This window comes from Microbacterium sp. JAI119 (assembly GCF_013410135.1).
Lineage (GTDB): Bacteria > Actinomycetota > Actinomycetes > Actinomycetales > Microbacteriaceae > Microbacterium > Microbacterium oxydans.
Genome location: NZ_JACCCK010000001.1, coordinates 1,034,558 through 1,053,407, shown reverse-complemented (window position 1 = coordinate 1,053,407; position 18,850 = coordinate 1,034,558). Strand labels below are relative to the sequence as shown.

The following is an 18,850-nucleotide window of genomic DNA, read 5'->3' as shown; positions in this document are numbered from 1 at the left end:
AAGAAGGGGGCTTCTCGTCACCACGGCCGGCATCCGGGGATGCACCAGTAGGCGCCTCCGCGGAGGGGAGGCGCAGCTACGGGATCGCAGCTATCGGCGCACGGGGCCGGCGGTGTGACCGACGGCCCCCGACTCGTCTGACTCGGGACTCGACATGCTCGAACTCTACCGCGCTACGGCATCTCGTCCGCCGCGACGTGTTCGACCAGAGGGAGCACCCGACCGGAGAGGTGCGTGCGCATCGCGATCGACGACGCGGTGCGGGCGACCCCCGGCACCAGGGCGACCCGGTCGAGCACCTCCTGCAACTGCGTGGCATCGCGCGCCACCAGTCGCAGTTGCATGTCGCTCGCTCCGGTGACGGTGTGCATGTCGACGATCTCTGGGACGGCGTCGGCCAGCGCCGTCGCCACCTCGTCATGCCCGACCTTCTGATCGATCTCGACCAGGCAGAAGGCGACGACACCGTATCCGAATCCGGCCGGATCGATGCGCGGCACGATCGCCTCGATCACCCCGCCCTCGTGCAGGCGCGCGAGTCGGCTCGTCGCCGTTCCCCGCGCGATGCCGAGCCGCCGCGCGCACTCCAGGATCGGCAGCTGCGGCGACTCCGTCAGCAGTCGGATGAGCTGGGCGTCGAGGCGATCGATGCGCATCGTCACTCCCGCGGGACGCCGGGCCTCGCCACGCTCCTGGTCGCGCGTGCGACGAGCAAAAGCACGGCGGTGAGCCCGAGTGTCAGCAGCAACTGGATGCGGGCGGCCTCATCGATCATCGCGAGGGCGATCACCGCGGCGAGCAGCACCAGACACAGCCACGACAGCCAGGGGAAGCCCCACATCCGCATCGGCATCTCGTCGCCTGCGCGGTCCGCACGACGGCGGAGGATGATCTGCGCCACCGCGGTCGCGGTCCAGATCACCAGCAGCGTCGAGCCGACCACGTTGAGCAGGGCCGGCAGCACGACGTCGGGGAACGCCCAGTTGAGTCCGACCGTGACGAACCCGAAGGCGACGGAGGCCAGCACCGCGACGAACGGCACGCCCTTGAGGCTCGTCCGGGTCGCAGCCAGCGGAGCAAGGCCCCGCTCCCCCAGCGAGTACGCCATGCGGGAGGCACCGTAGATGTTGGCGTTCATGGCCGAGAGCAGCGCGATGATCACGATCAGGTCCATCACGAGGCCGACTCCCGGTACGTTCAGGGTCTCGAGCACCGCGGAGAACGGGCCGGCCTTCACCGCAGGATCGTTCCAGGGCAGCACCGCCACGATCACGAAGATCGACCCGACGTAGAACACCATGATGCGCACGAGCACCTCGCGGACGATGCGGCGGATGTTGCGCGCGGGATCGTTCGACTCGGCGGCGGCGATGGCGACCACCTCGGTGCCGCCGAACGCGAAGACCACGATCAGCAGGGCACCGGCGATGCCCGCGATGCCGTTCGGGGCGAACCCGCCGTTGTCGACGAGGTTCGAGATGCCGGTACCCGGCACGCCCGGGATGAGGCCGACGATCGCGCACACCCCGACCACGAGGAAGGCGATGATCGCCGCGACCTTGATCGCCGCGAACCAGAACTCGAAGCGACCGTAGTTGCGCACGCCGAACAGGTTCACGGCCGTGAGCGCCACGACGAAGATCAGCACCCACACCCAGGCCGGGATCCCGGGGGTCCAGTTCGCCACGATCGCGCCGGCGCCCGTCGCCTCGGCCGCGATCACCACGACCAGCTGGATCCAGTACAGCCAGCCCACCGCGCTGCCGGCGCTACGGCCCATCGCCTTCTGCGCGTACGAGCTGAAGGCACCGGAGCTCGGCCTCGCCGCGACCATCTCGGCCAGCATCGCCATCACGAGCACGACGATGCCGCCGGCCACGAGGTACGACACCAGCACTGCGGGCCCCGCGATGCTGATCGCCTGGCCCGAGCCGACGAACAGGCCGGCGCCGATCGCGCCGCCGAGTCCCATCATCGAGATCTGACGGCGCGTCAGCCCCGGGTGCAGACCCTTGGTGGTCGTCGTGGTGGTGGGCACCTCGGTCACGGGATCGTTGGTCACGCGTCCATCGGTCATGCGTTCACCTCGGCGAGCTCGGTCTCGAGGGCGGCTTGCACCCGATCGATGTCCTCCACGGAGCCCGAGGAGATGCGGACGCCCTCGCCGGGGAAGACGCGTGCGACCACGCCGCCCTCCTGGAGCAGTCGTTCGAGCTCCGGTGTGCGGTCCCCGGATGGCACCCAGACGAAGTTGGCCTGCGAGCGGACGGCGGGCCATCCGGCGGCAGTGAGCACGTCGTGCAGGCGGTCGCGCTGGGCGACCACCTCGTCGATACGCGTCGCGAGCTCCTCCTCGGCGTCGAGGGACGCGAGGGCAGCGGTCTGGGCGAGGTCGGTCACACCGAACGGCACCGCCACCTTGCGCTGGTTCTCGGCGACGGCGTCCGGCGCGATGGCGTAGCCGATCCGGAGCCCGGCGAGCCCGTAGGCCTTGGAGAACGTGTGCAGCAGGGCCACGTGCGGGTGACGTCGGAACAGCTCGATGCCGGCTCCCCTGCTCTCGGTGCGGTCGAAGTGCACGTAGGCCTCGTCGATGACCACGAGCACGTCGTGCGGCACCGCCGCGACGAAACGCTCCAACTCGTCGGCACTCACGACGGTGCCCGTCGGGTTGTTCGGATTGCAGACGAAGATCAGGCGGGTGCGTGGGGTGATCGCCGCCAACATCGCGTCGAGGTCGTGAGCGTGGTCCGCGTCGAGCGGCACCGGGACGGGCGTCGCCCCGGCGATGCGGACGAGCGACGGATACGCCTCGAACGACCGCCACGCGAAGATGACCTCGTCGCCGTCACCGGCGACCGCGTGGATGAGCGGCGCCGCGATCTCCACCGACCCCGCACCGACGGTGACTTCGGAGACGTCGACACCGTAGCGGGAGGCGAGTCGCTCGCGCAGCTTCGCGGCACTCATATCGGGATAGCGGTTGATTCCGTCGAGGCGCTCACGCACGGCCTCGACGACCGACGGGAGCGGCGGGTGCGGGGACTCGTTCGAGGAGAGCTTGGACGCACCGGCCGGAGCGGAGCGCCCCTGACGGTAAGCGGGAACGGCGTCGAGTCCGGCGCGAGTGGGAAGGGGCATCGTCAGAGCGTCCTTGCTGTGATCGGGTGAGGTGTCGCGCAACACTAGAACGGAATCCCACCACTGGGCAATCGGCGCACCGGAAGCTGCGCATCTCGCGCAATCGAGCGCCCGTCCCTCGGGATGGGCTGGACACACTGCACAGTGTGAAGGTCAGCGCGCGACCGACACCTCGGCAGGATCGCTGACCGGCAGCCGGCACACGAACGCCCGACAGTCGTAGGCGCGGTCCGTCGACGTGTCCTTGCCCTCGAACAGCTCGAACCCGGCATCCGCGAATGCCCGCGCCTGGTCCGGGGTGACCACGGCGACGACCTCGGCGTCAGCGCCTCGGCCTGCGGCGGCGAGCGCACTGTCCGGCTCCCCGGTGACCACGACGAGCTGACGGGGCGGAGCCGCGAGGCCGGCGGCCACCCGCAGCAGGGTGCCGTGGGCGAACGGCTGCTCCAGCGACCTGGTCGCGAGCGCGCTCACCGTCGACACGGCCGCTTCCCGATACCGATCCCCCGCGCCCATCCACCACGCGGTCAGGGCGGCGCTCGCGATCGCCGCGGCATCCGACGGCAGATCGCCGTCGGTCTGATCGGGCGAGGTCGCGATGCCCTGCGCCGAGAGCAGGGGGTCGTCGCCTCCCGCTCCCGACAGGACGTCGTCGAGGATGCCACGCGCCGTGATCGCCCAGTCCGTCTCGCCGGTCGCCAGCGCGAGCGCGAAAAGGCCGTCGGCGAGAAGGCCGAGGTCGGCGGCGGTCGCGACGGCAGTCGATGCCCGTCCATCCAGCGACGCACGCACGAGAGCGCCTTCGGCGTCCCGATTGGTGCGCAGCACGTGGTCGGCAGCCGCGGCGGCCGCGTCGATCCACGCCCGTTCTCCGAACGCGGCTCCGGCGCGGGCGAGGGCACCGATCGCGAGTCCGTTCCATCCGGTGATCACCTTGCCGTCGACTGCCGGGGGCACCAGGTCCGCGCGCTCGGCCACCGGGCGGAGGTAGTACCCGCCCTCGGAGCGCACGCCGTCGATCGTCGACTCGGAATCCTGCGCCGCGCCGAATCCGCCTCCGTCGCGCGGGAGCACGCCCGTCAGGAACGAGGCGATACCTCGCACGGTCGGCTCGTCTCCCCCGTCACGAGCGATGTCGAGCAGCTGCGCGTTGTCGGTCAGCATCCGCTCGTAGTGCGGCACGGTCCAGTCGCGCCCGGTCGCGTAGCGGAAGAACCCGCCGTCGGCGTCGCGAAGGTCGGAGGCCGCCATCGCGGCGAGCGCGCGCGCACCAGCGGCAGATGCCTCCGGCGCACCTTCTCGCACGAGGGGATGCTGCAAGAACCGCAGTGTGGTGGCGACGGGGAACTTCGGCGCGCCGCCGAAGCCGCCGAACCGGCGGTCCTCCCGCTGCGCGATCGCCTCCGCCGCCGTCGTGATCGCAACGACATCCGGGACGTCCGATGGCGCCGATTCCGCTGCTCGGGCGAGTGCGTCCGTCACGGCATCCGCCGACTCCTCGGCCTCGGTGCGACGGAGCGTCCAGGCCTCCCGCACCGCGGCGAGGACCTCACGGAAGGCGGGCATCGGCGCACGGGCCTCCGGCGGCCAGTACGTGCCGGCGTAGAAGGTGCGTCCGCGCGGCGTGGCGAACACCGTCAGCGGCCAACCCAGGTTCTGCGTGAAGGCCGAGGCCGCCGCCATGTACGCACCGTCGACCTGGGGGTGCTCCTCACGGTCGACCTTGACGGCGACGAAGCCCTCGTTGATGAGCGCCGCGGTGACGGGATCGGCGAAAGACTCCCTCGCCATCACGTGACACCAGTGGCAGGTCGAATAGCCGATCGAGATGAGCAGCGGCACGTCCCGCCGCCGGGCCTCCGCGAAGGCCTCCTCACCCCACGGGTGCCAGTCGACCGGATTGTCGGCGTGCGCGCGCAGGTACGGGCTGAGGGTGTCCGCGAGCCGATTGGTCATAGCCTCCACGCTACGCCGCGCGTGGCGACTGCGGTCAGCCGACGAGGAGTTCGACCGGACGCGAGGCCGCGTACCCCACCAGCGGCAGCGCACGCTCGGCTGCCAGAGCGATGCGGGCTTCGAGCACCTCGGAGGTGATCTCGTAGCCGTCGAAGTCGGTGTTGCTGGCGTAGACGCCGAGGGGCAGGGTGAGCGCCTGGAAGAACGCGAACAGCGGACGCAGCTGGTGCTCGATGATGAGCGCGTGCTTCTCGCCGCCGCCCGTCGCGGCGAGCAGCACCGGCTTTCCCACCAGGTCGTACTGACCGACGAAGTCGAACAGGTGCTTGAAGAGCCCGGTGAACGACGCCCGATACACGGGGCTGCCCACGATCAGCAGATCGGCGGACTCGATCGCCTGCAACTGCGCCTCGACCTCCGGCGGCAGCTGGTCACGCTGCAACGCGCCGGCCAGCCCCGGTCCGATCTGCGTCAGCTCGATGAGCTGCGACTCGATGTCGGCGCGCTCGGCGATGGCGGCCGTGATCGCGCGGACGAGGGCGGTCGTCTTGCTGGGCTCGTGCAGGGATCCCGACACGGCGACGACACGGTACGGAGCTGTCATGCCTCGACGGTACTCAGGACGACGCCCCGTGTCGCGCGAGGCGACACGGGGCGTCATGTAGGCCCGGAGGCTCCGTCTCCCCGAGAGGGTCAGTTGACCTCGTCCGGGTGCGAGCCCACGCGGCCGGAACCGTCGAGCGGGTCGAGGGCGTCGATCGCGGCGATCTCGGCGTCGGTCAGTTCGAAGCCGAACACGTCGAGGTTCTCGCGCAGGCGCTCGGCGCGCACCGACTTCGGGAACACGATGATGCCCTTCTGCAGGTGCCAGCGGAGCACCGCCTGCGCCGGGGTGACCCCGTGCGCGGCTGCGGCATCCGCGACGGCCGGGATGCCGAACAGGTCGTACTTGCCCTGGCCGAGCGGACCCCACGCCTCGATGCGCACATTGTTCGCGTCGGCCCAGGCGACCTCATCGCGGCGCTGGTACGCGGGGTGGAGCTCGATCTGGTTCACAGCCGGGACCACGCCCGTCTCCTTCACGGTGCGCTCGAGGTGCGGGACCAGGAAGTTCGATACGCCGATGCTGCGGGTGAGACCTTCCTCACGCAGCTCGATCAGCTTCGCGAACGCGTGCACGTAGTCGTCCTTGGCCGGGGTGGGCCAGTGCACCAGGTACAGGTCGACCTTCTCGAGACCCAGCTTCTCGAGGCTCTCGCCGATGGCGGCGCGGGGCTCGTCGTCATGGTGACGGTCGTTCCAGAGCTTCGTCGTGATGAAGAGCTCGTCACGGGGGATGCCAGAGGATGCGATGGCGGCACCCACGCCCTCCTCGTTGCCGTAGATCGCGGCGGTGTCGATGTGGCGATAGCCGATCTCCAGAGCCTCGCTCACCGCCTTCTCGGTCTCTGCCGGCGGCACCTTGAAGACGCCGTAGCCCAGCTGGGGGATGGAGTTGCCGTCGTTCAGTTCGAGTGCAGGAATCGTCATGTCTCCAGCCTATGACCTGTGATGACAGGTGGACCCGGCCGGTGACGAAAGAAGTCGGTGCGGTCGCCGCAGTGCCCGACCGACTTCCGTAGGCTGAGGTCGATGAATGAACGCGACACGTCCGGCGATGAGGAGTATCTCCCGCCCCCGCCGCCCGCGGCCGAGACGCATGATCCCGACGAGGATGAGACACGGGTCGTCACAGCGACGAAGAGGCGCAGTCGGACCATCGTCATCCTGGTCATCGTCGTCGCCGCCTTCCTCCTTCTCGGAACCATCGGGGCGAATCTCCTTCTCGCCGCCGGTCTGCGCGCCGAGATCGGCGAGGGACGCGGACAGTCGACCACGGCACCATCGACATCGGCGACACCGGAATCCACCCCGACCACGACGCCACCCCCTGCCCTTCCGACATCGGGGTGCGGTGAGCTGTGCGCCGCGGCCTCGACGGAGGTCGGAACCGCTGCCGGCGACTGGAAGCTCGAAGGCGAGTGGACGGATACTCCGAACGACCTCGGCTCCCGCGACGCCACGACCGCCGTGTTCAGCTCCGACACCGGACGCGCCACGCTGACCGTGCTGCAGTTCGCCTCCGACGAGGAGGCAGCACAGGCCGCCATCGACATCCGGAGCAGGATCGGCGACCCCACCTACACGGAACAGGTCTTCGATGACGGGTCCGGCACCCGATACGACTTCGAGGGAGCGACGATCAGCCGGGTGGTGTGGCACCTCGACGCGCAATCGCGTCCGCATGCTCCCGGGCGCCTGTACCTCGTCGAAGCGCCCGCGAACGCCGCGGACAGCTTCGCCGGTCAGGCCGCCTACCGCTTGTATCTGGCATTGCCCGTGTAGCGACGGCGCCGCGCACGGGCCGGTGAGCGGACGACGTCAATCGAGTCCGCTCAGCCCTTGCGACATCGACCGGAAGGCGTCGACTGCGCGCACGGCGGGACGAGGGCCGTCGGGATCCGCCGCCCACTGTTCGAGCCCGACACGGATCGAGGCGGTCGCGACGGCGGCGAGCAATGCGGCATCCCACACGGCGAGGCCGCGTTCCTGAAGGATCGCACGCAACCTGCGCTCGGAATCATCGTTCACACGCAGCCACACGTCGCGCATCTCGGAATCGTCGTCGAGTCCGCGGAGCACGCCGAGCATCGTGTCGAGTTCGAGCCCGTCGGCGATGCCCGCACCTGACTGTCCCTCGGCGAGCTGCGCCTCGATCACGGCCGGGATCTGCTCACCCAGAGCCCCCTCTCCGACCTGCGCGAAGGCCTCCTGCCACCGTTGCGCGCCGACGCTGAGGATCGGCGCGATCGCGTCTTCCTTGCGTGCGAAGTAGCGGTAGAACGTCCGCACCGAGACGCCCGCACGCGCCGCGATCTGCTCTGCGGTGACGCCCGCCACGCTCTGCTCCGCGAACAACGCGGCCGCAGCGGCAGCGATCTCGCGCTCGGTCGCGGCCCTGCGGCGCTCGGTGAGGGTCGACGTCTCCACCGTCACAGCGTACGGGAACAGATCCGCGCACCGGCAGGTTGGGACTAGGTGGCACAACATGCCAAACAGGCATATCCTGCCAGTACTCATCACGAAGGGAAGATCATGAACCGCTACGAAGGACGTCGGGCTCTCGTCACCGGAGGAGGGTCGGGCATCGGCCAGGCCACCGTGCTGCGGATGCTCCGTGAAGGCGGCAGCGTCGTCGCCGCCGACGTCAGCACCGAAGGCCTCGACGACACGGTCGCCAAGGCAGGGCCGCTCGCCGAACGCCTCACCACCGTCACGATGAACATCGCCGACGAGGCCTCCGTTGCCGCGGGCGTCGCCGAAGCCGTCGCCGCTCTGGGCGGACTCGACGTGCTCGTCAACGCTGCCGGCATCCTCCGCTCCTCGCACACCCACGAGACGACGCTCGACCAGTTCGAGCAGGTCATCCGCATCAACCTGGTCGGGACGTTCCTCGTCATCCGCGCGGCGATCCCCGCCCTGCAGGAGGGCTCCTCGGCCGCCGTGGTCAACTTCAGCTCTACCTCGGCCGGATTCGCACACCCCTACATGGCGGCCTATGCGGCCAGCAAGGGCGGCGTGCAGTCGATGACCCATGCGCTCGCAGCGGAGTACGCGAAGAGCGGTATCCGCTTCACCGCGGTGCAGCCGGGGTCGATCTCGTCCGGCATGACCGACGGGTCCGGACGGAGCAACCAGAGCAACGGCCCCGGCCTCCCCGCCGACGCCGACATGAGCCTGTTCATGAAGCTCGCACCCGCGATCGGCGAGGGTTTCGCCGGGCCGGAATCGGTCGCCGGTGTGGTGGCGATGCTCGCGAGCGAGGACGGCGCCTTCATCACCGGCACCGAGGTGCGCATCGACGGCGGCACCCACTTCTGAGATGCCCGGAGACGTCTGAGAGGCGCAGAGGGGGCACCGGCCGATGCCGGTGCCCCCTCTGCGTCTGCGCTCAGCCCAGCGGCTGCTCAGCCACCGATCCGGGTGGTCTTGACCTCGTTCACCCGCACGACGTTCGTGCCGGTCGCGGTGCCGGCCCGGTAGGAGAACACCGAGGGCGAGCCCTCGCTCTGCAGCGCCGCGGTCGCGTCACTCGCGGACACCTGCCACGTCGCCGGTTCCGGCTGTCCGTCGGCCCACACCTTGGCGCGGATCGTGGTCGAGGACGACCCGGTCGTCTCGGTCGACAGATGGAACACGGTGCCGGCACTCCAGGTCAGCCCCGGCACAGCGGCGCTCGCGATGGCCGTCCCGTTGCGCTGGATCACGACCCACGTCGCCCCATCAGCGCGGTGCCACGCCAGGGCGCGGTAGCCGGCGTCCGCGTTGCGCCGAGAACCCGCTCCGACGTAGACGGTGCCAGACTCCGGACCGCCGGAGAGCGTGTAGGACATGGTGGTGGCGGCATCCCGCACCGACGCATCGTCCAACAGCATCTCCCTGGTCTGCCCGGCGACGAGGTCGATCACTCCCGCACCGTCGGCCACCGAGAGAGCCGTCGACTTCCCCTGCATGGGCGTCCATACGCCACCGACCTCAGCAGTGCCCCAGCCGGATTCCACCGCACGGTCGAACCGGTCGGATGCCACCACGACATCGGCCACGACGGGAGCCGTCACCGCGACCTGCTTCTCGCTCGACGCCGACAGTCCGCTGCTGTCCGTCACCGTCAGCCGCACGGTGTAGGTGCCGGCCGCCGCATAGTCATGCGTCGCCGTCGCGCCGGTCGCCGACGAGCCGTCGCCGAAGTCCCACGCGTAGCCGCTGATCGACGCTGCGCCGTCTGCGGTGGATCCCGACCCGTCGACCGCGACGGTCAGGTCGGTCGCCTGGGCCGTGAAGGCCGCCGTCGGAGCCTTGAGGCCCTTGCCCAGCTGGAAGTGCGAGCGCACCTGGTCGGCGTTCAACGCGAGCGGGTACACCGCGGCCTCGTCCAGCGATCCCTTGAAGTAGTTCGACGAAGGAGCAGAGGGCCAGCCCGTGAGCGCGTCTCCCCCGATGCGGAGGTAAGCGGGGTCGGTCTTGGCCGTCGTGACCGCGGCGTCGGACGCGACGAGCTCGCCGTCGACGTACAGCTTCATCCCGGCCGCACCCTGCGACGCGACAGCGTGATGCCAGACGCCGTCGTTCAGCGCCTTGGTTCCGGCGATCGTGGATCGGGCCTGCCCGGCGAAGACGCCGAAGGTCAGGGTGCCGCTGTTGGCCATGTACAGCTGCCGGTCGACGCTCGCGGAGCTTCCCGTCTTGGCCGCTCCGGAGCCGATGAGCATGCCACCGGTCTTCGTGGTGGTCTGGAACCAGATCTCCGCGGAGAACTCGCTCGACACCGGCGCCTTCGCATCGGAAGACACCCGCCCGTTCGTGGTGCCGTTGAACGTTGTCGAACCGGTGCCGCTGTTCTCGATGCCCGACGACGAGGCTGAGGCTCCCGTGCCGCTCACCGGGTTGTTCGATCCGGCCCAGTCCTTCGAGACGTTGCCCATCGGGTAGTACAGCGAAGGCTTGTCCGCGAGGATCTTCTTCGAGTAGGCCGAGGCGGTGCCCGCCGTGGCCTTCGCGTTCACGCTCGCGCTCGTGGCGATGTTGCCGTCACGGTCCTTCGCGACCACCGTGTAGCTCTGCGTGGCTCCCGGGGTCGCCGTCGGGTCGTCGAGGGTGACCGTCGTCTGCTTCCACCAGGTGCCGTCCGCTGTCGCGGTGGCCACAGGCTCGGTGGCACCGTCGCGGCGCAGCTCGTAGGTGAGGGTCAGGTCGTCCCTGTCCCAGTTCGTGGGGATCGACACCCGGGCGCTGCCGGGGACGGGCGAGGTGCCCGCCGTGGGCTTCCATGCCGCGTCGGAGAGCCGGGGCCCGTCCTTCGCACCACCCGGAGGGTTCGTGGAGAAGCGCACGATTCCCTCGAACTGCCCGTTGTTCACCGAGCGGAACTCTCCGCCGATCGAGATCATGTCGCCCGCGCCCGTGATCGACAGGCCCGCCTGGCCGAGGCCGCTCGTGGTGCCGACCGCGAAGTCGGGCGCCCACTGGTACGGCGACGGAGCGGGGGTGCCGGCCCAGTTGGCGTACCCGGAGTAGGTGTTCGCGGAGAGGGTTCCGCGCGCGTCGGCCGTGTAGGCCTCGGCGTACTGGTACACCGCCGGGTTCTTCTGCGGCTGGAGCCCCATCGTGTTGCAGGAATGCATGTGGCTGGTCGTGTAGACCACCTTGCCGGTCGAGTAAACGCCGTAGTGATCGCCGTGGCAGTCTGCGATCCACCGCACCGCACCCGTGCCGGCCTCAGCGGCGAACGTGCCCTCGAGGTTGCCCCCGCCGGCCCAGCTCCACCCGGTGCCGTAGACGGTGTTCGCGTCCGTGGCGAGCGCGAAGATGCCGGAGTTGCTGCTGCTGCCGCTGTTCTTCACGACCTTGGAGATGCCCCAGGCGGTGTCGGCGGCACCCGTGGACTTGTCGACCGCTGCGGAACCGCGCAGGCTGCTGCCGTTCACCGCGGAGAAGCGTCCTCCCACGATGACGTTCGTGCCCGCCGGGTCCATGACGAGGGCGTCGACCTGGCGGTCGGCCTGCGGGGCCCAGCTCAGGAGCGCTCCGTTCTTCTGGTCGAAGGCCGCGAGGTTCTTCCGGGCGACGCCGTTGGCCTGGGTGAACAGACCGCCGAGGTAGATGTTCGACCCGTCGGTCGTGATGGCGTACACGCCGCTGCCGCCGATCGACGGCGCGAACTGCGGGACCAGCTCACCGGTCTTGGCATCGAGCGCCGCGAAGTTCCAGCGGTCCTTCCCGTTCACCTTGTTGAACGAGCCGCCGATGTAGATGCGGGACCCGTCGGGAGACGCGGCGACCGCCTTGATGACGCCGTTGACCGTCGGGGCGAACGAGGACAGAGCACCCGAGACGATGTCGTAGGCCAGCACGTTCGAACGGGCGGTGAGGGCTGTCCCGGACGCCGCCTTCGGCTCCCGCGCGTTGTCGAACTTGCCGACCGCGTACACCGTGGTGCCGATCGTGGTCTGCGCCCATACGTAGCCGTTGTCGATCTGCACAGTCGGGATCGGGTCCGACGTCACCACGTTCTCGTCGCGCTGCAACTGCGGCGGCATCGTCGGCGGCACATCCGCCGCGGCAGCCGCCGTCGCTCCCACACCCGACAGACCCGCGATCAGCAGACCGGCCGTCAGCATTGATGCGACGACACCTCTTGTCCGTCGCCCGAAGCGTGCCCGTCGCCCGAAACTCGTGTTCCCCACCGTGACTCCCCAGTCGATGCTGTCCCGAACGCGGCGTGATCATCCCCCGCGCGCTCGACGACATCGAGGCGGCGAAAGATCGCCGCGACGCGGTGGTGTGAACTCCCCAGTTCGAAACTCCCCAGTCCGACCAGCCATGCCAGTCGGTCGCAGACGCCAGACAGGCGTTGCGCACCCACGGTAACACATCGCGCCTCCCGATCCGGAGGAACGCTCGAAGCCGGCCGGATCAGCGCCACCGCACCGCCGCCATATCAGCGCCGCGGCACCGCCGCCATCGCCGCTGCCCCTCGTCCGACCAGGCGTTCCAGCGGGCCCCGTCCGAAGAACATCGACCAGAGCGTCGTCAGGAGCAGCAGTCCGAGCGCGGTGGCCGCCCAGAAGGCGTTGCTCGAGAAGAACCCTCCTGGCCCGGCCACCAGCACGACGGAGACGACGTGAGCGCTGTATGCCGTCAGGGGCATGGAGCCGAGCGCGCCGAGCGGCAGCAGCACCCAGCGCAACGGCCGGCTCAGCAGCAGACACAGCGCGATGACCACGAGCGCGAAGCCGCCCGATCCGAGGATCTCTGCGGTGCCGCCGCTGTGCGGTTCGACCGCGAACACCGCGGTGAGCACGGCGCGGAGGGGATCTGTCTCGGTCAGCGCCTGCGGGTATCCCTCCCACCCGGAGGGCGGGGAGACGACGCTGCCGGAGCTGCCGTCGGAGAAGGAGCCGCCGCCGGAGAAGGAGCTGCTATCGGAGAACGAGCTGCTGCTGAAGCCCCCGGCGAGTCCCGCTGCCTGACCGATTCCGCCCAAGCCGTAGCCGATCACGGCGAGCACGAATCCGATCCCGAGCGCGACCGCCGCCGTGCGCAGCCGCTCGACGTGCAGGCGACCGAACGCCATGCCGGCGAGCACCAGCGCCATCCAGACCGTGATCGGATACGTGCCGTAGAGCACGAATCCGATACCGGAACCGTAGGGGTTCAGCATCACCGCGTTCAGGAAGGCGAGCAGAGACGGGCCCAGCAGCGCGAGCACCGCGCTGGCGCTCAGCAGCTGCCAGGGCCGCCACCGCAGGAACGGGATGACCGCGACGTAGAGCAGACCGTAGAGCGTCAGGATCACGGCGATCGGGGTGTTCAGCATCTCCAGCGCCAGCCCGATCACGAAGATCACCGCACCGCGCCCGATCAGCTGCAGGCGGATGCTCGGGATCCGCTCGCGGTCGGGACCGGCACTGCGCCCGGTCATCAGGGCGATCGAGATACCGGCGAGCACCGCGAACAGGATCGAGGACCGCCCGTGCACCAGGTCGGTCCACGTCGAGGGGTCGAACCAGTCGAATGCCTCTGTCTCGCCGATGTGCGCTCCGGCCATGCCGAGGATCGCCAGTCCTCTGGCGATGTCGAGCCCGAGGATGCGCGGCGGCCGCCCGAACTCGCGGAACCACTGGACAGGAGCGAGAGCGGTGATCACCCCATGATCGTAGGGGGCGATTCCCGGCATACGATGGAGGGCTATGTCTTCTCCCGTGATCTCCTATCCCCCCGAGCTGCCGGTCAGTGCGGCGAGGGCCGAGATCGCCGACGCCATCCGCGACCATCAGGTCGTGATCGTCGCCGGTGCCACGGGATCGGGAAAGACCACGCAGCTGCCGAAGATCGCTCTCGAGCTCGGGCGCGAGCGCATCGCGCACACCCAGCCCCGTCGCCTGGCCGCACGCACGATCGCGGAGCGCGTGGCCGAAGAGCTGCAGGTCGAGCTCGGCACGATCGTCGGCTACAAGGTGCGCTTCACCGACAAGGTGTCCGACGCCACGCGCATCGCCCTGATGACCGACGGCATCCTCCTCAACGAGATCCACCGCGACCGTCTGCTCACGCGCTACGACACGATCATCATCGACGAAGCGCACGAGCGCTCCCTCAACGTCGACTTCCTGCTCGGCTACCTCGCCCGCATCCTTCCGGAGCGTCCGGATCTGAAGGTGATCATCACCTCCGCGACGATCGATCCGGAGAGCTTCGCGAAGCACTTCGCCGCTCCCTCGGAGACCGGCGGCGACGGAACCCCCGCCCCGATCATCGAGGTCTCCGGCCGCACCTATCCGGTGGAGATCCGTTACCGCGGGCCGGTCGAGGATGCGGACGACGAGAGCTCGCCTGCCGAGCCGGAGGACGAGGTGTCGGCGATCGTCTCCGCCCTGCGGGAGCTCGACCGTGAACCGCCGGGAGACGTGCTCGTCTTCCTCCCCGGTGAGGCCGAGATCCGCGACGCCGCGGACGCGGTGCGCGGCGCCTACGCGAACGACCGCTCCCCCACCGAGGTGCTGCCGCTGTTCGGCCGCCTCTCCGCCGCCGACCAGCATCGGGTGTTCGAACGCAGCAGGGTGGCCGGCGTGCGCCGTCGGGTGATCCTCGCCACCAACGTGGCCGAGACGAGCCTCACCGTGCCCGGCATCAAGTACGTGATCGACACCGGCACGGCGCGCATCTCCCGCTACAGCAACCGCTCCAAGGTGCAGCGGCTTCCGATCGAGCCCGTCTCGCAGGCCTCGGCCAACCAGCGTTCCGGTCGCGCAGGCCGCACGAGCGACGGCATCGCGATCCGCCTGTACTCAGAGGACGACTACGACAGGCGGCCGGAGTACACCGAGCCCGAGATCCTGCGCACCTCGCTGGCCTCGGTCATCCTGCAGATGCTGTCGCTGGGCTTCGGCGACATCACGGCGTTCCCGTTCCTCACCCCGCCCGACTCCCGTGGGGTGAAGGCCGCGTTCGACCTGCTCACCGAGCTCGGCGCCGTCGAGGCGTCGCGCAGGGACGGATCCCCGCACCTGACCCGCATCGGCCGCGAGATCTCGCGCATGCCGATCGATCCGCGGTTCGCACGCATGCTGATCGAGGCGGGGCGCCCTTCGACGGGTTCGCCGACCCACTCGTCTGTGACACGCGACGTGCTCGCGATCGTCTCCGGCATGACGATCCAGGACGTGCGGGAGCGGCCAGAAGAGCGTCGGGAGGAGGCCGACCGCCTGCATGCGCGGTTCGTCGACCCGACCAGCGACTTCCTGACCCTGCTGAACCTGTGGAACCACCTGCGTGAGCAGCAGCGCGAGCTCGGTTCGAGCGCGTTCCGTCGACTCTGCCGCTCCGAGCACCTCAACTACGTGCGGGTGCGCGAGTGGTTCGATGTGCACCGCCAGCTCCGCACCCTCGTGAAGACGAACGACCGTGACGGGGAGGGCGGGGGCGCCAGCGACCCCGATGCGATCCACCGCGCCCTGCTCTCCGGCCTGCTCTCGCAGATCGGCATCCTCGACGAGCGCACCGCCCCCGCCGGCAAGACGCACGCCCCCGCGAAGGAGCAGAAGGGTCGGCGCATCGCGGAGTATCGCGGAGCCCGAGGTATCCGCTTCTCGATCTTCCCCGGCTCCGGGCTGCGCAAGAAGAGCCCGCGCGCGGTGATCGCCGCCGAGATCGTCGAGACCTCCCGCACGTTCGCACGCACGGTCGCCGCGATCGATCCGGCCTGGGCCGAACCCCTCGCCGGGGATCTGGCCAAGCGCCAGGTGACCGAGCCGCACTGGTCCAAGGATGCGGCGGCCGCTGTCGCGTTCGAGAAGGTGACGCTCTTCGGGCTCGAGATCATCCCGCGCAGGCGCGTGCAGTTCGCGCGCATCGACAGAGCCGCCTCACGCGAGCTGTTCGTGCGGCACGCGCTGGTCGAGGGCGAGTGGGATCCGACGCGGATCGACAAGAGGGTGAGTGCGTTCTGGCGCAGCAACGCCGAGCTGCGCAAGCGCCTCGAGAAGCTGGAGGAGCGCGAGCGCCGCCGCGACATCCTCTCGGGCGACGAGGCCGTGTTCCGTTTCTACGACGAACGCATCCCCGCCGAGGTTTTCGATGTGCGCTCGTTCGAGAGCTGGTGGCGCGAGGCCATGGCGGCCACGCCGAAGCTGCTCGTGATGCGCGAGAGCGACCTGATCGACGACGAGGAGCGCGCGGATCAGCGCGAGTTCCCGACCCGGTGGACGCAGGGCGATCAGGTGCTCGGCCTCGCCTACCGATTCGAGCCGGGCGCCGACGACGACGGAGTGAGCGTCGTCGTGCCCCTGCCCCTGCTCGCCCAGATCGAGGATCGCGGCTTCGACTGGCAGGTTCCCGGCCTGCGTGCCGAGCTCGTGACCGGCCTGCTGCGCGCTCTCCCCAAGGCCATCCGTCGCCACGTGGTGCCCGCGGCCGACTGGGCGGAGAAGTTCGGTGCCGAGCTCATCGACGAAGGGCCGGAGTCGCACGGCGGTCTGCCCCCGCGCACGCTCAGGGAAGCCCTCGCCCGTCGCATCCAGCCGCTCGCCAATCAACTGGTCTCCGCCGCCGACTTCGACGATGAACGGGTGCCCCCGCATCTGCGCATGAACTTCCGCGCCGTGGACGAGCGCGGCAGGGTGGTCGGCTCCGGACGCGATCTGCGTGCCCTGCAGACGCAGCTCTCCGACCGCGCTCGCAGCAGCGTCGCCCGCTCGATCGCCGCCCCTCCCCGCTCCGGCGCCCCCGGCGCGAAACGCGGCACCCCGGGCGAGGGCGTCGAACGCATCGCCGCCGCGTCGCTCGAGCAGACCGGTCTCACGGCCTGGACTTTCGGGGAGCTGCCGGAGGTGCTCGACACCCGCGTCGCCGGAGGGGTGGTCCGCGGCTACCCGGCCGTCGTCGATCAGGGCAAGACGGTGTCGGTGCGTGTCGAATCCACCCCCGACGCGGCGGCAGCGGCGACGCGCGACGGCGTGCTGCGGCTCGTGCTGCTGGGCGTCCCCTCTCCGTCCTCGTACGTGCAGGAGCACCTCACGAGCCAGGAGAAGCTGGCGCTCGCAGCCTCGCCGTATCCCTCAGCGGCCGCACTCATCGAAGACTGCCGCGCGGCAGTGGCCAGAAAGGTCATCCAGAGCCTCGTGCCGGAAGGGATCGTGCGCAACGAGGCCGATTTCGACCGGGTGCGGGACGCGGTCTCCGCCGTGCTCGTCGACGAGCTGTTCACCTGCGTGTCGCTGGTCGCACGCATCCTCACCAAGTCCCGGGACGTCGAGCGCGGCATCAAGTCGCAGAACTCGCTCGCCCTGCTCGGACCACTGAACGACATCCGCACCCAGCTGAGCGGCCTGCTGCACCCGGGATTCGTCTCCGCCGCGGGAGCCGAGCGCCTCGCGCACTTCCCCCGCTATCTGGAGGGGATGCTGGACCGCTTGAAGACTCTGGCGAGCGAGCCGGGCAAGGACCGCGCGCGCATGACCGAGTACGAGCGGATGGCGAAGGCGTTCCAAGACGCGGGCGGCACCATCCCCCTCGCCCCCGACGCGACGCCCGCGCTCGTCGAGGTGCGCTGGCTGCTCGAGGAGTATCGCGTGAGTGTGTTCGCACAGCGTCTGGGCACCGCGCAGCCGGTGTCGCCTCAGCGCATCATGAAGGTCCTCTCCGGCCGCTGACCCGAGACCGGGCCCCGCGTACCCCGGGTAGCCTGAACGCATGGCTCGCGCGATCGTCTACACCGAAATCGGCTCCCCCGCTGTCCTCCACCTGATCGAGATCCCGGATCCGGTCGCCGCACGCGGTGAGGTCGTCGTGCGGATCGAGGCGGCGGGAGCGAACCCGATCGACGCCAAGCTGCGGGGCGGCAAGCGCCCGTCCCCGCCGATCACCGAGCCGCGTCCTGTCGGCTTCGACGGCGCCGGCATCGTCGAGGTGCTGGGCGAAGGGGTCGACGATCTCGCCGTCGGCGACCGGGTGGCCATCCGCGACGGGAACGGCACCTACGCCTCGGCGCTCGCGATCGCGACCGAGAAGCTCGCGAAGCTCCCCGACTCGGTCACGACGGCCGAGGGCGCCGGGATCGGCATCCCCGCGGGCACCGCCTACCAGTCGCTGCGGTCGCTGGGAGTGACCGAGGGCGACGTGCTGCTGGTGCACGGCGGTTCCGGATCCGTCGGCCAGGCCGCCGTGCAGTTCGCCGTCGCCTGGGGTGCCACCGTGATCGCCACAGGAAGCCCCGCCCGCCACGACCAGCTGCGCGAGCTCGGGGCGATCCCCGTCGCCTACGGTGATGGTCTGCTCGACCGGGTGCGAGCCGTCGCTCCGTCACCCGTGACCGTGGTGCTCGACTGCGCCGGCACCGATGAGGCGATCGAGGCGTCGCTGGCGCTCGTCGCCGACCGTGAGCGCATCGCGACGATCGTGCGAGGGCCGGATGCGGCATCCTTCGGCATCCGGGCGTTCTCCGGCGGCTCGCCCGTCCCGCTGACCACGCAGGAGCTCGCCTGGCGAGCCGAGGCCCTGCCCGAGACGATCGCCCTCCTCGACGCCGGCGACTTCACGATCGAGCTCGGCCCTCAGCTGCCGCTCGCCGAGGCGGCGCAGGCCCATGAGCTCATGGAATCCGGCGCCGCCTCGGGCAAGATCATCCTGCTCCCGTAGCGCAGAGCGGCTGCTTCTG

13 protein-coding genes are annotated in these 18,850 nt (G+C 69.9%); 4 read left to right on the top strand and 9 right to left on the bottom strand.

Annotated elements, in window-relative coordinates; genetic code table 11:
- Positions 1–173: 173 nt before the first annotated feature.
- The 6 genes from HDC31_RS05190 to HDC31_RS05165 all read right to left on the bottom strand — a co-directional run bounded on the left by HDC31_RS05190 (position 174) and on the right by HDC31_RS05165 (position 6,627).
- The gene (locus HDC31_RS05190; RefSeq protein ID WP_046749731.1) at positions 174–656 is read right to left on the bottom strand and encodes an Lrp/AsnC family transcriptional regulator; all 483 of its coding nucleotides are present in this window, start codon (positions 654–656) and stop codon (positions 174–176) included.
- A gap of 2 nt (positions 657–658) precedes the next feature.
- Complete coding sequence (locus HDC31_RS05185; RefSeq protein ID WP_046749732.1) at positions 659–2,077, bottom strand: amino acid permease; 1,419 nt, start codon at positions 2,075–2,077, stop codon at positions 659–661.
- Complete coding sequence (hisC, locus tag HDC31_RS05180; RefSeq protein ID WP_179515874.1) at positions 2,074–3,141, bottom strand: histidinol-phosphate transaminase; 1,068 nt, start codon at positions 3,139–3,141, stop codon at positions 2,074–2,076. The genes HDC31_RS05185 and hisC overlap by 4 nt, the downstream gene beginning before the upstream one ends.
- Positions 3,142–3,294: 153 nt before the next feature.
- Positions 3,295–5,097, bottom strand: a complete 1,803-nt coding sequence (locus HDC31_RS05175) for a thioredoxin domain-containing protein (protein ID WP_179515873.1) — start codon at positions 5,095–5,097, stop codon at positions 3,295–3,297.
- A 34-nt stretch (positions 5,098–5,131) separates the two neighbouring features.
- Entirely contained in the window at positions 5,132–5,701 is a 570-nt protein-coding gene (gene msuE / locus HDC31_RS05170) for an FMN reductase (RefSeq protein WP_058632391.1), read from the bottom strand.
- Between the two features lie 89 nt (positions 5,702–5,790).
- Positions 5,791–6,627, bottom strand: coding sequence for an aldo/keto reductase (locus HDC31_RS05165; protein ID WP_046749735.1), 837 nt, complete (start codon positions 6,625–6,627; stop codon positions 5,791–5,793).
- A gap of 102 nt (positions 6,628–6,729) precedes the next feature.
- On the opposite strand from HDC31_RS05165, the gene HDC31_RS05160 reads away from it, so the two are divergent.
- Positions 6,730–7,482 carry a hypothetical protein gene (locus tag HDC31_RS05160; protein ID WP_113681821.1) on the top strand — a complete coding sequence of 251 codons (753 nt, stop codon included), beginning with the start codon at positions 6,730–6,732 and terminating at the stop codon, positions 7,480–7,482.
- Between the two features lie 36 nt (positions 7,483–7,518).
- Here the strand turns inward: HDC31_RS05160 and HDC31_RS05155 are convergent, their stop codons facing one another.
- Positions 7,519–8,127, bottom strand: a complete 609-nt coding sequence (locus HDC31_RS05155; RefSeq protein ID WP_233437312.1) for a TetR/AcrR family transcriptional regulator — start codon at positions 8,125–8,127, stop codon at positions 7,519–7,521.
- A 105-nt stretch (positions 8,128–8,232) separates the two neighbouring features.
- On the opposite strand from HDC31_RS05155, the gene HDC31_RS05150 reads away from it, so the two are divergent.
- A complete protein-coding gene (locus HDC31_RS05150; RefSeq protein ID WP_058632388.1) occupies positions 8,233–9,018 on the top strand; it encodes an SDR family NAD(P)-dependent oxidoreductase in 786 nt (261 codons plus the stop codon).
- 86 nt (positions 9,019–9,104) lie between these two features.
- Here the strand turns inward: HDC31_RS05150 and HDC31_RS05145 are convergent, their stop codons facing one another.
- On the bottom strand, positions 9,105–12,314 hold the full coding sequence (locus HDC31_RS05145) for a LamG-like jellyroll fold domain-containing protein (protein WP_257021944.1): 3,210 nt from the start codon (positions 12,312–12,314) through the stop codon (positions 9,105–9,107).
- Positions 12,315–12,634: 320 nt separating this feature from the next.
- Positions 12,635–13,843, bottom strand: a complete 1,209-nt coding sequence (locus HDC31_RS05140) for a DUF1624 domain-containing protein (protein ID WP_258546554.1) — start codon at positions 13,841–13,843, stop codon at positions 12,635–12,637.
- A 43-nt stretch (positions 13,844–13,886) separates the two neighbouring features.
- On the opposite strand from HDC31_RS05140, the gene hrpA reads away from it, so the two are divergent.
- Entirely contained in the window at positions 13,887–17,846 is a 3,960-nt protein-coding gene (hrpA, locus tag HDC31_RS05135; protein ID WP_179515872.1) for an ATP-dependent RNA helicase HrpA, read from the top strand.
- A gap of 40 nt (positions 17,847–17,886) precedes the next feature.
- On the top strand, positions 17,887–18,831 hold the full coding sequence (locus HDC31_RS05130) for an NADP-dependent oxidoreductase (RefSeq protein ID WP_113680619.1): 945 nt from the start codon (positions 17,887–17,889) through the stop codon (positions 18,829–18,831).
- Positions 18,832–18,850 lie beyond the last annotated feature (19 nt).

Bases quoted from the DNA above. Each gene is read 5' to 3' on its own strand.
- HDC31_RS05190 (WP_046749731.1), bottom strand. From the start codon at position 656: ATGCGCATCGATCGCCTCGACGCCCAGCTCATCCGACTGCTGACGGAG.
- HDC31_RS05185 (WP_046749732.1), bottom strand. From the start codon at position 2,077: ATGACCGATGGACGCGTGACCAACGATCCCGTGACCGAGGTGCCCACC.
- hisC (WP_179515874.1), bottom strand. From the start codon at position 3,141: ATGCCCCTTCCCACTCGCGCCGGACTCGACGCCGTTCCCGCTTACCGT.
- HDC31_RS05175 (WP_179515873.1), bottom strand. From the start codon at position 5,097: ATGACCAATCGGCTCGCGGACACCCTCAGCCCGTACCTGCGCGCGCAC.
- msuE (WP_058632391.1), bottom strand. From the start codon at position 5,701: ATGACAGCTCCGTACCGTGTCGTCGCCGTGTCGGGATCCCTGCACGAG.
- HDC31_RS05165 (WP_046749735.1), bottom strand. From the start codon at position 6,627: ATGACGATTCCTGCACTCGAACTGAACGACGGCAACTCCATCCCCCAG.
- HDC31_RS05160 (WP_113681821.1), top strand. From the start codon at position 6,730: ATGAATGAACGCGACACGTCCGGCGATGAGGAGTATCTCCCGCCCCCG.
- HDC31_RS05150 (WP_058632388.1), top strand. From the start codon at position 8,233: ATGAACCGCTACGAAGGACGTCGGGCTCTCGTCACCGGAGGAGGGTCG.
- HDC31_RS05145 (WP_257021944.1), bottom strand. From the start codon at position 12,314: ATGCTGACGGCCGGTCTGCTGATCGCGGGTCTGTCGGGTGTGGGAGCG.
- hrpA (WP_179515872.1), top strand. From the start codon at position 13,887: ATGTCTTCTCCCGTGATCTCCTATCCCCCCGAGCTGCCGGTCAGTGCG.
- HDC31_RS05130 (WP_113680619.1), top strand. From the start codon at position 17,887: ATGGCTCGCGCGATCGTCTACACCGAAATCGGCTCCCCCGCTGTCCTC.